Annotated in this window: 14 protein-coding genes; 9 read left to right on the top strand and 5 right to left on the bottom strand. The window is 71.6% G+C overall.

Going from position 1 to position 12403, the window contains the following annotated elements; genetic code table 11:
* Window position 1: 1 nt before the first annotated feature.
* Both STROP_RS22835 and STROP_RS22840 read left to right on the top strand, forming a co-directional pair.
* Window positions 2-694: a hypothetical protein gene (locus STROP_RS22835; RefSeq protein WP_012015716.1), complete on the top strand. Its 693-nt coding sequence runs from the start codon at window positions 2-4 to the stop codon at window positions 692-694.
* Between the two features lie 207 nt (window positions 695-901).
* Complete coding sequence (locus STROP_RS22840) at window positions 902-1723, top strand: HAD hydrolase family protein (RefSeq protein ID WP_012015717.1); 822 nt, start codon at window positions 902-904, stop codon at window positions 1721-1723.
* A 22-nt stretch (window positions 1724-1745) separates the two neighbouring features.
* On the opposite strand, the gene STROP_RS22845 is transcribed toward STROP_RS22840, so the two are convergent.
* Window positions 1746-2363, bottom strand: a complete 618-nt coding sequence (locus STROP_RS22845) for a bacterial proteasome activator family protein (protein ID WP_012015718.1) — start codon at window positions 2361-2363, stop codon at window positions 1746-1748.
* Between the two features lie 79 nt (window positions 2364-2442).
* Between STROP_RS22845 and STROP_RS22850 the strand changes: the two genes are divergently transcribed.
* Window positions 2443-3249: an alpha/beta hydrolase family protein gene (locus STROP_RS22850; protein ID WP_012015719.1), complete on the top strand. Its 807-nt coding sequence runs from the start codon at window positions 2443-2445 to the stop codon at window positions 3247-3249.
* 72 nt (window positions 3250-3321) lie between these two features.
* Complete coding sequence (locus STROP_RS22855; RefSeq protein WP_026274720.1) at window positions 3322-4521, top strand: ABC transporter substrate-binding protein; 1200 nt, start codon at window positions 3322-3324, stop codon at window positions 4519-4521.
* 20 nt (window positions 4522-4541) lie between these two features.
* Here STROP_RS22855 and ddaH read toward each other — a convergent pair whose 3' ends face one another.
* Window positions 4542-5327: a dimethylargininase gene (ddaH, locus tag STROP_RS22860; RefSeq protein WP_026274719.1), complete on the bottom strand. Its 786-nt coding sequence runs from the start codon at window positions 5325-5327 to the stop codon at window positions 4542-4544.
* A gap of 106 nt (window positions 5328-5433) precedes the next feature.
* On the opposite strand from ddaH, the gene STROP_RS22865 reads away from it, so the two are divergent.
* Complete coding sequence (locus STROP_RS22865; RefSeq protein WP_012015722.1) at window positions 5434-5892, top strand: Lrp/AsnC family transcriptional regulator; 459 nt, start codon at window positions 5434-5436, stop codon at window positions 5890-5892.
* Window positions 5893-6020: 128 nt separating this feature from the next.
* Entirely contained in the window at window positions 6021-7919 is a 1899-nt protein-coding gene (locus STROP_RS22870) for a beta-propeller domain-containing protein (RefSeq protein WP_012015723.1), read from the top strand.
* On the opposite strand, the gene STROP_RS22875 is transcribed toward STROP_RS22870, so the two are convergent.
* The 3 genes from STROP_RS22875 to STROP_RS22885 all read right to left on the bottom strand — a co-directional run bounded on the left by STROP_RS22875 (window position 7920) and on the right by STROP_RS22885 (window position 10028).
* A complete protein-coding gene (locus STROP_RS22875; RefSeq protein WP_012015724.1) occupies window positions 7920-8213 on the bottom strand; it encodes a DUF6457 domain-containing protein in 294 nt (97 codons plus the stop codon).
* Window positions 8210-8836 carry a molybdenum cofactor guanylyltransferase gene (gene mobA, locus STROP_RS22880; protein ID WP_026274718.1) on the bottom strand — a complete coding sequence of 209 codons (627 nt, stop codon included), beginning with the start codon at window positions 8834-8836 and terminating at the stop codon, window positions 8210-8212. The genes STROP_RS22875 and mobA overlap by 4 nt, the downstream gene beginning before the upstream one ends.
* An 88-nt stretch (window positions 8837-8924) precedes the next feature.
* On the bottom strand, window positions 8925-10028 hold the full coding sequence (locus STROP_RS22885) for a DUF4192 domain-containing protein (protein WP_028566516.1): 1104 nt from the start codon (window positions 10026-10028) through the stop codon (window positions 8925-8927).
* A gap of 147 nt (window positions 10029-10175) precedes the next feature.
* Between STROP_RS22885 and STROP_RS22890 the strand changes: the two genes are divergently transcribed.
* The 3 genes from STROP_RS22890 to STROP_RS22900 are packed head-to-tail and all read left to right on the top strand — an operon-like array spanning window position 10176 to window position 12397.
* Window positions 10176-11123, top strand: a complete 948-nt coding sequence (locus STROP_RS22890) for a fructosamine kinase family protein (protein ID WP_012015727.1) — start codon at window positions 10176-10178, stop codon at window positions 11121-11123.
* A complete protein-coding gene (moaA, locus tag STROP_RS22895) occupies window positions 11086-12099 on the top strand; it encodes a GTP 3',8-cyclase MoaA (protein WP_012015728.1) in 1014 nt (337 codons plus the stop codon). The genes STROP_RS22890 and moaA overlap by 38 nt, the downstream gene beginning before the upstream one ends.
* A gap of 1 nt (window position 12100) precedes the next feature.
* Window positions 12101-12397, top strand: coding sequence for a MoaD/ThiS family protein (locus STROP_RS22900; RefSeq protein ID WP_012015729.1), 297 nt, complete (start codon window positions 12101-12103; stop codon window positions 12395-12397).
* Window positions 12398-12403: the final 6 nt, after the last annotated feature.

Raw genomic sequence — 12403 nt, forward strand, 5'->3', positions numbered from 1 at the left:
GATGGATCCGGAGCAGCCCATCCCCCGACAGGAAGATCGGTCCAACGGCATCACCGTCGGGCAGTCGGCTGGGGCCGATCCGCAGCCACCGGGCCGTCGGCGCGTCACCCGGCTCCTCCGCGACCGGCGCCCGCCCCTCGTTCTCGCCGGGCTCGGAGCCACCGCCGGGCTGGCCTCGCTGGTGGGTGAATGGGTGGTACTGCACCTGCCCACTGGCGGCCCGGCCGGTGGTCCGATCCGGATACCGGAAACAGTCGACGAGGTGGGCAGTTTCGGCACCGCCTACCTGGTCGGCCTCCTCGGTCTGGCCGTGCTGGTCGCCCTCGCCCTGCGCGGCACCGGTGCCGCCCGGCCGAACGCCCGCATCGCCGGTCTGGTCTTGGCGGCCGCTCTGCTCACGGTGCTGGTCGCCGGGGCCGCCACGATCGGCGACGCGGACGTCCGCGCCATCTACTACCGCGGCCAGGAGGGTTTCGACATCGAGTACGGACGGGGGATGGTCACCGCCTTCCTGGCCTGCGCACTACTCGGGGCTGCTCTGCTGCTCGACCCGGGATCCGGTCCGGTGCCGGAGGCCGGTGGGGCAGCGCCGGCCCGACGACTGCGCTCTCGCCGCAGTGCCACGGCGGACGACCTGCCGCCCCCCGCCGACCTCACCGTCGGCCCGGCGGCCCCGTTCGTCCGCCCGGACTGATCGAGCTGCGCTGAGCCACCGGCGCCACCTCGCCTCGGGCTTGCCCGACCACTGGTCCCGGCACCGCCGCCATACCACCCGTTGGCACCGGATTCGCCGGTAAGCCATGGCTACGACTGCCTCCGCGAGGTACGGTTGCTGCCCGCCGTAACGCCGGATCACACAGCGTGACGACTGGCCGCGACGGCGACGGGCGAAGGAGGAGCCATGGGCCGCCCGGGTCTACCCAAGTTGATCGCCACCGATCTGGACGGGACGCTCGTCCGCAGTGACAACACCGTCTCCGCGTACACCCACGAGGTGCTCGACCGGATGCGCGCCGCCGGCATTCCGATGGTCGGCGCGACCGGTCGCGGACCACGGCTGACCGAACTGACCCGCAACGACATCCGCGCCGCCGACTTCCTGGTGATGGCCAACGGCGGCCGGGTGGTGGACCAGAGCGACCCGGACGGGCCGTTGGTGCTGCGCAACGAGTGGCTCTCCGGCGCGGTGCTGGCGGAGCTGCTGACCGAGCTGGAGGCAACGGTCGGCCCGCTGACCGTCATGGTGGAGTCGTCAGACGAACACAACGCACCGCTCTGGGGGGACTACCACGCGAATTGGCCGTACCCGGACCTGTTCGAGTCGCGCAGCCGCGCCGAATGCCTCTCCGGCAAAGTGATCAAGGCCTTTGCCCGTACCGCCGACCACCACACTGACGAGCTGTTGGAGGTAGCCCAGCGAGTCATCCCACCGCACGCCGCCTCGCTCACCCAGGCCGGCCTGGGCTTCATCGAGATCTGCCCGCCCGGCGTGGACAAGGCGACCGGGCTCCGGGTGGTCGCCGAACGACTCGGCGTGGACCCGGCGGAGGTTCTGGTCTTCGGTGACCAGCCGAACGACCTGCCGATGTTCTCCTGGGCGGGTTGGGCCCGGGTGGCGGTCGCGAACGCACACCCGGCGGTTCACGCGGCTGCCGACGAAGCCACCCTCCGTAACGACGACGACGGGGTCGCCGTATACCTTGATCGGCTGCTGACCCGCTGACAGCGGCCCCGGGCCGCACCGATCAGAGGTACTGACCGGTACCGTGCCCCTCGCCGCCCGCCGCCTGCCCCATCCCGGGCATGCCGGGCGCGATTCCGCCCGGCCCGCTGGGGAGTGCCTGCCGACCGGAGCGCATCTGCTCCAGCTGCACCCGGGCCGCCATCTGCTGGGCGACCAAGGCCGCCTGGATGCCGTGGAAGAGCCCTTCCAGCCAGCCAACAAGCTGCGCATGGGCGATCCGCAACTCGCTCTCGCTGGGCGCCTTCTCCTCGGTGAAGGGCAGGGCGAGGCGCTCCAACTCCTCCCGCAGCTCAACGGCGAGCCCCTCCTTGAGCTCGACGATGGACCGCTCATGGATCTCCCGCATCCGGTGCCGGCTGGCGTCGTCGAGCGGGGCGGCCTTGACCTCTTCCAACAGCTGCTTGATCATGCTGCCGATCCGCATCACCTTGGCAGGCTGCTCGACCAGTCGAGCCGGGTCCTCCTGGCTCTCGTCGGTCTGCACCGTGCCGACTGGACGGCCGTCCGGTCCCACCACCACCACGGTGCCGGTCCGAGCAGCATCGTCCTGGCCCTGCTCGTCAGCCTGGTCCTGCACGTCGTTCTGTCCTGCGGACTGCGCTTCGGTCATGGCACCCATCTTTCCCCAGCCGCCGGCCCCGATGCCCCCCGGGACCAACGACCAGCGCCGATCGGGGCCACCCGCTACCGTCACGGGCATGTCCAGCGACCCGCGTGCCGTGCTCACCCGTCCCGCGCCGGCCCCGGACGTCACCGTCGCCTACGGCCCCCATCTGGACCAGGTCGCGGATCTGCGCCGGCCAACCGGCGCCGGACCGGCCCAGCGACTGGTGATCGTCGTGCACGGCGGCTTCTGGCGGGCGGAGTACGACCGCCGGCACACCGCACCACTGGCGACCGCGCTGGCCCGGCTCGGCTACCCGGTGGCACAGATCGAGTACCGCCGGACCGGGCAGCCCGGCGGTGGCTGGCCGGGGACAATGGCCGACATCCTGACCGGGGTGTCCGAGCTGCCCCGGCTGACGGCCGAGGCGTTCCCCGGCGCGATGGCGGCCGGCCCGCCGATCCTCATCGGTCACTCGGCCGGTGGGCAGCTGGCACTCTACGCTGCCGCTACCCTGCCCGCCGTGGTCGGTGAGGTCCTCGCCCTGGCCCCGGTGGCGAACCTGGCCGAGGCCTACCGGCTGGACCTGGACACGGGTGCGGTGGCCGCACTGCTCGGCGGCGGCCCGACCGAGGTGCCGGACCGCTACACGGCCTGTGATCCGCGTTCGTTGCCGCCATCCAAATCACGGACAGTAGTTATGCACGGTGTCCTCGACCAGCAGGTGCCCATCACGATGAGCCGGGAGTTCGTCGCGGCCAGGCGCGCCACCGGCGGCAACGTCCACCTCCTCGAGCTCACCAATTGCGAGCATTTTGGCCTTATCGACCCAGAGTCAACGGCTTGGCCGGAGGTCGTCCTCGCGTTACGGTCCCTCACCGGGACTTCGCCGGTAAGTTGACGCAGCGTTGTCGAGCGGGTAGAACGCCGGATGGGCAGGGATGCGCCCGGCCAGACTCTGGAAAGGGAACCGGTGACACAGGTAAACCGCAGGCGCGCCCTACAGCTGTTGGCTGCGCTTGGCACGGCCGGACTCGTGGCGGGATGTGGCGACAGCAGTGAGTCCGAGACCGACGCTCCGCTGAGCCCAATCAAGATCGGCATGCTCATACCGCAGACCGGTGACCTCACTGATGTCGGGACCGAGGTGGCCAACGGCTTCCAACTCTTCCTGGACCTCAACGAGGGGCAGCTCGGCGGGCACCCGACCTCGCTGGTCACCGTCGACGAGGGCAACGACGCGAAGTCCGGCCAGGCCGCGGTCGAAAAGCTGCTCAAGCAGGGCGTACTGGCCCTCACCGGTGTCGTCAGCTCGGCCGTCATGCTCGGCATCCGGGACAAGGTGGAGCAGGCACAGGTGCCACTGGTCGGATCCAACGCCTCCCCCAGCAGTCTGCAGAGCGTCGTCTACATCTGGCGCACGTCGTACGTGCTGGACGAGGTCGGTCGGGCCCTCGGCCACTACCTGAAGGAGGCACTCGCGCCATCGGAGCGGCTGGCGATCATCATGCCGGAGTCCCCGGCCAGCCAGGACGTACTCCGGGGCTTCCAACAGGAATTCGGTAAGTCCGATCCCCGGATCGGAGATCCGGTTACCTGGACCGAGGAGATCTCCGGCACCCCGGGCAAGAGCGCCTACCGGCGAGACATCGCCACGGCTCTCAAGCGCGACCCGGACGGCGTCTTCTGCTTCTTCGCTGGAGCCGCCGCCGTGGAGTTCCTCAAGCAGCTCCGCGCGGAGGGGTACACCGGCCCCATCTATGCCCCAGGCTTCCTGACCGAGGGCAACGTCCTGGCAAGCTTCAAGGACGAGACGGATGTTCTCGGCATTCAGACCGCCCTGAACTACTCGCCTGACCTCAACAACGCGGCCAACCGGCTCTTCGCCTCGGCGTACCGCAAGAAGCACGGCACCTCGCCGACCGCGTACGCGACGGCGTCGTACGACGCGGCACACGTCCTCAACCAGGCGATCCGGCGTGCTGGCGAGTCACCCACCCCACCGGCGGTGAACCTCGCGCTCGGCAAGATCGGCCGGGTTGACAGCCCCCGCGGCGTGTGGCAGTTCAACCAGCCGCGCACCCCGCAGCAGCGGTGGTACCTCCGGGAGGTCCAGCTCGACGGCCAGCTACTCTCCAACGTGCTTCTGACCGAGCTGGCCACGCTCGGCTGAGCGGGAGCGGCGCAGCCGCTCTAGTGGCGCAGTTCGGCGATGCAGCACTTCACGCTTCCGCCGCCCTTTCGCAACTCCGCCAGCGCCACCGGCACCGGCTGGTAGCCGGCGGCTGCCAGCTTGTCTGCGAGGCCGGTCGCCTCGCTGTTCAGGACGACGTTGCGTCCGTCGCTGACCAGGTTCAGACCGAACGCGAGGGCGTCGACGTCATCGGCGACGACGGCCTCGGGAAAGAGCTGCGCCAGAACCTTCTGGCTGGCGGTGGAGAAGGCGCCCGGGTAGTAGGCGATGTTTCTGTCATCGATCGAGGCCAGCGCCACGTCCAGGTGGTAGAAGCGGGGATCGACCAACCGCACCGAAACCACGGGCCGTCCCAACGCCTCCTGCGCCTCGGCATGGGCGGCAGGCTCGGTCCGAAAGCCGTAGCCGGCCAGGACGAGACCACCGTGCGCCGCCGGCAGGTAGACGAAGTCACCCTCACCCTCGTTGGTCACGGTCGGGGCGATGAAGTGCCAACCGCGAGACTGGTAGAAGGCGCGGTGGGCCGTGGCCTCGGCGCTCCGCTGCGCGTGCTTGAACCGCGCGCCGTAGACGGTGCCGTCGACGACGAACGCGCCGTTGGCCGCGTACACCATGTCGGGTAACCCCGGCTGGGGGGTGAGCAGGCGCACGTCGTGGCCGAGCCCGACCAGCGTCTCGCGCAGCCCGTCCCACTGCTTGACCGCCAACTCCGCGTCGACTGCGGCGGTGACATCCATCCACGGGTTGATGGCGTACTCAACCGCGAAGTGCTTCGGCGAGCACATGAGATATATCCGCTTTCGCGGCACTCGCTGCTGGTTCACGATTACCAAGGTAGGTTTCGTCGAACAGCGATAACAGCCACGAATCTTGCTTCCTGGAGGCAGAACATTGCAGATAGATGCAGTGGATCAGCGAATCATTGCGCTGCTCGTCGCCGACGCCCGTGCGTCCTACGCCGACATCGGACAGCGGGTTTCCCTGTCCGCCCCGGCAGTGAAACGGCGGGTTGATCGGCTTCGCGCGACCGGAGTCATCCGCGGATTCACCGCCGTCGTTGACCCGGCCGCGGTCGGCTGGACCACGGAGGCGTTCGTCGAGCTGTTCTGCGCCGGCCGGACCACGCCACCGCAGATCGGTGTCGCGGCCCGCCGGCACCCCGAAGTCGTTGGGGCGTACACCGTCTCGGGTGAGGCGGACGCCCTCGTTCACCTCCGCGCCGCCGACATCGCCCACCTCGAGGCCGCGCTGGAACGACTGCGGGCCGAGTCCTTCGTGACCTCCACCCGCAGCACCATCGTGCTCTCCCGGCTCGTCGAGTCCCCCGGCGTCGGCCCATCCCCCGACTGACCAACGGCACTGCTGGCCGCAACCGTCCCGGGGCCCGCCGCCGCCTCCTTGGCGGCGAGCTTCGCCGCCGAGCGGGGGCCGGCAGGCCCCACGGGAACCGCGGGCCGGCCAGAGCCGTCGGAGGAGGCATGACAGTACGCCGTCCTACCGTTGTCGCGGGCACGCTGCTCGCGCTCCTCCTGCTCGCGGGTAGCGCCACGGCTACGCGCACGTCGGCACCGAGTATGACGCCGAGCGGACCCGGGTCACCGCTACAACTGGTCTCCTTCGACTCCTGCGCCGACGCGCTGGCCGAACTGCGCGCCACCACCGCGGCCGCCGTCCGCCCATGGGGGCTCCCCACCGGCGGGCCCATGCTCCAACACCGGACCGCAGTGGACTCTCCGGCCGCCACCGCCGACCTCGCCGATTCGATGTCGGCCGAGCAACACTCGGTCACCAACAGCTACCAGCCCGGCGTCGACGAGCCGGACCTGGTCAAGACCGACGGACGACGGATCATCACCATCAACCAGGGCGTGCTCCGCGTCGTCGACCCCGCCACCAACCGGTTCACCGGGCGGTTGAACATCAGCGGTCCCTCCCACTGGGGCCAGTACGACCTGCTCCTGCACGGCGACCACGCCCTGGTCCTCACCGATGCGGCACCGATGGTCCGCCCAGCGAGCGACGTCGCTCGCGAAGAAACCGCCAGCGAGCCGGCCAGAACGAGCTTCCGCCCCGAGCCCGTCACGGCCCGGCTCCTGCTGGTTGACCTGAGTGGCCCGCCCCAGGTGATCAGCACCTACGAAATCAACGGTCGCACCCTGGACGCCCGACAGACCGGGAGCACGGTCCGGGTGGTGGTCCAGTCCTACCCCCGGGTGACCTTCCCGGAGCTGCCCGCGACGGCCGACGAGGCGGCCCGTCAGGAGGCGAACCGGGCCACGGTGGCCGCCGCGGGCATCGAGGCGTGGCTGCCGGCCTACGAGTGGACGGCCGGAGCGGAGCACGGGAGCGATCGAGTTGCCTGCGACCGACTCAGCCGCCCGCACACCGGCACCGGCTCCGCCATGCTGACCGTGCTCAGCTTCGACCTCACCGCCGACCGGCTCACCGACGGCGACCCGGTCAGCGTGGCCGCCGACGCGGACACCGTCTACAGCACCGGCGACAGCCTCTACCTGGCGAGCTGGCGGCAGCTGGAGGAACCGCCCACACCGGGCCGCTGGCCCGATCAGATCGGCACGTCGGTCACCGACATCTACCAGTTCGACACCACCGCCACCGGCCGCCCCCGATACGTCGCCGCCGGCACCGTGCCCGGCCGGCTCATCAACCAGTACGCCCTGTCGCAGTGGCAGGGCCACCTACGGGTGGCTACCACCACCGTAGGCCGGGACGAGCGCGGTTCGGAGTCTGGCGTCCACGTGCTGCGTCGACAGGGCGCGGTGCTGGCCCTGACCGGGGCGGTCACCGGCCTGGGCCCGGGGGAGCAGATCTATTCGGTGCGCTACCTCGGCGACACCGCGTACGTGGTGACGTTCCGGCGGACCGACCCGCTCTACGCGCTCGACCTGAGCGACCACGCCGCCCCCCGGGTCACCGGGGAGCTGAAGATCACCGGCTATTCGGCGTACCTGCACCCGGTCGCGGAGGGTCGGCTGCTCGGCATCGGGCAGGAGGCCGACCTCGACGGACGCATACAGGGTCTCCAGGTCTCGCTCTTCGACGTCCGGGACCCGGCCCAACCGCTCCGGCTGGACCGCTGGCACCGCCCGCACGCCTGGTCCGCCGCCGAGCACGACCCGCATGCCTTCCAGTACGACGCATCCACCGGGCTACTCGCTGTCCCGGTCAACGCCGGGCTGCGCCTGTTGCGGGTCTCCGGGGACACCCTCACCGACCAGGGCGAGGTGACCCACCCGGATGCGGGGATCAGCCGTTCGCTACTCGTCGGCGACACCCTCTGGACGGTGTCGGACGCGGGCCTGCGGGCCACCGACCCGACGACCGGGCAGAGCCTGGCCTGGCTACCGAACAGCTAGTCAGCTCTGCCCCGGTGGGTGGGCCCGGTCATTCGGGGTTCCGGGCTCACCCACCGCGCCCAGCTCGACCGGCCAATCGGCGACCAGCTGGTGGATCCGGGCTGCGGCAGCGGCCGGCTCCGCGCCCCCGCCGACCGCGACGCCCACCAGGTAGGCGGCGACCGGGGCGCCGGGGCGCAACACCTGATGCGCCACCTCCCGAGTCAGGTCGAGCACCGCTGGCACCGGCACCCGAGCAGGGTCGAGGCCAAGCTCGGTGCAGACCGCTGTCACCCAGTCGTCCATCGTCGTCATCGCACCCACTCCTCTGCCCGGCGTAGATCTTCGTCAGTGTCACAGTCGAACCAGGGCGGGGGGCCATCCCCACGCCACGGCACCTCGCGTACGGCCAACCCCGGTAGAAGGGCCCGCAGTGACGCCCCGGCCAGGGGGCGCTGGGTGGCAAGTCGGGTGAACGCGGCCCGCAGCGGAGCGACCCGCCACACCCCGCACAGCGGCTGCCGCCGCCCGGCGTCGTCGACGAAACACACCCCGTCAATCCCACCGGGGCCCGCCGCCGGTTGGTCCCCGCCCCGCTCGCCGTCGAGGTGGCCCAGCAGTTCCCGAACCGCTTCCCGGGTAAGCAGCGGCAGGTCGGCGGCGAGGAGAGCGAGAAGGTCCACATCGGCGGGCAGCCGGGCCAGCCCGGCCGCGGCAGCGGCGACCGGCCCCCCGCCCGGCGGCGACTCCCGGGTAATCAGCACACCGGTCGGCGCTCCAACCCCCGGGCCCACCAGGATTCGCGGTGCGGCGTCGGTGACCGCGGCCAGCACCCGGTCCCGCATCGGGCGGCCACCGACCGGACGGGCTGGCTTGTCCACACCGTCCATCCGTCGGGCCGCACCTCCGGCCAGCACCACCGCCGCGTACCTGCGCACTCGGCTACGGTACCGGCCGAGCCGGCGTGGCCCTCGCGCCCACCTGCGCGAACAGCGGCCCGCCGAGGGCCGGGACCCCGCCGGCCGGTCAGCGGGCACCCCGCCGGCCCCGCCGGGGGCGGGGACGAACCACGCCGGGCAGCGCGACGGCCGGCCACCGGGCCAGACGCGTCGGGGGCACACCACGCCGAAGCAGGTCGTCCACCACCAGCGCGAGTGAATAGTCGGGATGCGGGGCGAGCACCCGTTCCAACGCCACCGCCGCCAGCGCCCCCTCCCCAGCCCGCCATGCCGCGAAGGCCAGCAGCGAACCGGGGGCGGCGATGAGCTCCGGCTCGGCCCGGCGGAGCACGTCGGCCCAGAGCGCGATGTCGGCGTCCCGCCCGTCGGTGCGCTCCCAGGCGAGATCCCGCACCGTCAGGTCGGTCAGCAGCCAGGTCAGCCAGGCCACTTCGTCATCGTCGAGCCGTTCGCCCCGTTGGTGCCGACGCTGAGCGGCCCGGATCGCGGTGCTCCCCGCCGCCCGCACCGACCGCCCGCCCGACCGGTTGGCCCCGGGCACCCGGATCACCAGGTCGGCGAAGCGCCGCCCCGCCCGCTGCGCAGCCCGCCGCAGCCGAGCTCGCTCGTCGCCCTCGACCGACGCCACCTGGGCCACGAGAGCCGCCCGATCGGGCAGAGCGACCTGACCGGCGAGGACCGCGGCGGCGGCCACCTGGCTCGTGCCCGAGTCGTACGCGGTGCCGTCGGGCGGACAGCACTCCGGCTCCTGGCAGAGGTACGACCAGTAGCGGCCACCGGTGACTCGGAGCGCGTCGAGCACCCCGATCCCGACCTCGGCGAGGGCCTGCCGAACGGCGTCAACCGCGTGGGTGACCCGGGACGCGGGCCCGTATCCGAGCACCGTCGCGCGGTCGGTGGGCTGCTGGGCAACCACGGCCGCCAGGTGTCGGGCCACCTCGGCAGGCCCGCCCGCAGCGGGTGCACCGTCCACTGCCCCGGCGGATCTGTCCGCAGCGACGGGCCCGGTCAGGTCCGCGAGGTCTGCCCGCGCGGCGAAGGTGACCCGTGGGCCGCGCATCGCCACCACGACCACGCTCTCCGCCGGATGGAACCCGAGCAGATAGGGCACGGCGGCGATCAGGTCTGCGCGGGAGCGAACGGAGAACCGGGGGAGCTCGGTCGAGGCCATTTCGGCAGCCTGCGCTCCGCTTGTGACCACCGTCCACCCCTGTGGACAACCTTCGGTCCATCCACAGCTACGGTGCGTAGCTACGCTGGTTCGGCAACTTCTCGGCCTCCGCCACCCTCGGCCGGCCCACCCACTACCGTCCGACGCATGGATCTGGCGTATCTGCGGGCCCACCCGGAGCATCTGCCGACCTTCCGGACCCACCAGCGGATCCGGGAGACGCCGGTCGCCGGCGGCAGCATCTGCACCGCCACCCGGCTCACCCTCGACGACGGGCATTCGATCTTCGCGAAGACCTGGCCCGAGTCGGCCACCGGACACCAGCCGGCGCACTTCTTCGCCAGCGAGGCGGCCGGGCTGCGCTGGCTACAGGAGGCGAACGCGGTCGCCGTACCGGAGGTGATCGTGGCGCTGCCAAACCTGCTGGCGCTGGAGTGGGTCGAACCCGGCGAGCCCGACCCGAGGGTCGCCGAGCGGTTCGGCCGGGAACTGGCTGCCCTGCACCGGGCCGGCGCCCCGGCCTTCGGCGCCGAGTGGCCGGGCTTCATCGGCACGTTACCGGCGGACAACACCCGGGACGAGGGCCCGTGGTCACGGTGGTTCGTCGAGCGCCGGCTGCTGCCGTACCTGCGGATGTCGGTCGACAACGGCGCGCTCGGCCCGGTGGAGCGAAAGCTGGTCGAGCGGGTCGCCGACCGGGCCGCCGCCCTCGGCGGCGACGAACCGCCGGCCCGGCTGCACGGTGACCTCTGGCCGGGCAACCTGCTCTGGGGACACGACGACCGGATCTGGCTGGTCGACCCGGCAGCACACGGTGGCAACCGGGAGACCGACCTCGCGCAGCTCGCGCTCTTCGGTGGCGCACCGCACCTGGACCACATCCGCACCGCCTACAACGACGTGTGGCCGTTGGCCGACGGCTGGCGGGAGCGGATCCCGCTGCACCAGCTCCACCTGCTACTGGTGCACACCGCGCTCTTCGGCGCGGCCTACCGCGAAGCGGTCGCCCGCACCGCCCGGAGCGCTCTGGTCGGCTCGGGCGCGCTACCGTCAACAGGTGAGCTCCGCCCGACCGACCGCTGGCGTCCTCGTTGACCGGCACGGCCGTGTCGCCCGCAGCCTGCGCGTCTCCCTGACCGACAAGTGCAACCTGCGCTGCACCTACTGCATGCCGGCGGAGGGCCTGCCCTGGCTCGCCGGGCCACAGCTCCTCGACGACGACGAGGTGATCCGGCTGATCCGGATCGCGGTGCGGCGGCTCGGCGTGACCGAGGTGCGGTTCACCGGTGGTGAGCCCCTGATCCGGCCCGGCCTGGTCGGCATCGTCGCGGCGGTCGCGGCGCTGGCCCCCCGGCCGCGTATCTCGCTGACCACCAACGGCATCGGTCTGGACCGTGTGGCACCGGCCCTGCGCACCGCCGGCCTGGACCGGGTGAACGTCTCGCTGGACACCCTCGACCGGGAACGGTTTGTCCGGCTGACCCGACGAGACCGGCTGGACGCCGTGCTTACCGGATTGACCGGCGCGGCCAAGGCCGGGCTGACCCCAGTAAAGATCAACACAGTCCTGATGCGCGGCGTCAACGAGGACGAGGCGCCCGCGCTGCTGCGCTTCGCCCTCGACAACCACTACGAGCTGCGATTCATCGAGCAGATGCCGCTGGACGCCCAACGCGGCTGGGACCGGTCGACCATGGTCACCGCCGACGAGATCCTCGCCATGCTGCGGGCCGAACACACCCTGGTGCCGGACCCAGCCCACCGGGGCGGGGCACCGGCGGAGACCTGGCTGGTCGACGGCGGCCCGGCCCGGGTCGGCGTGATCGCCAGCGTCACCCGGCCCTTCTGTGGAGAGTGCGACCGCACCCGGCTCACCACCGACGGCCAGGTCCGCGACTGCCTCTTCGCCACGACCGAGTCCGACCTGCGCGGAGCCCTCCGCGCCGGGGCCGACGACGACGAGATCGCCCGCCGCTGGCAGGCCGCAATGTGGGGTAAACGGGCTGGCCACGGCATCGACGATCCAGGGTTCCTGCAACCCGACCGATCGATGTCCGCGATAGGGGGCTGACATGTCCGACCTGCGGGGGCCAACAACCGACGACCGGCCCGACCGGATGACCGCGAACCTCACGATCCGCTACTTCGCCGGAGCCCGGGCGGCGGCCGGCCGCGTCGAGGAGCACCTGCCCGCCGGCCGGTCACTGGACGCGGTCCTGACCGACATCGCGGACCGGCACGGCGAACGACTTCGCGCGGTACTGGGCGTTGCCAGTTTCCTGGTTGACGGGGTGAACTGGCACGATCGGCAGGCACCGCTGCCCGCGGGAACCACAATCGACGTTCTGCCCCCCTTCGCGGGCGGCTGAGGGAGG

The sequence above is a fragment of the Salinispora tropica CNB-440 genome (assembly GCF_000016425.1).
Taxonomy (GTDB): domain Bacteria; phylum Actinomycetota; class Actinomycetes; order Mycobacteriales; family Micromonosporaceae; genus Micromonospora; species Micromonospora tropica.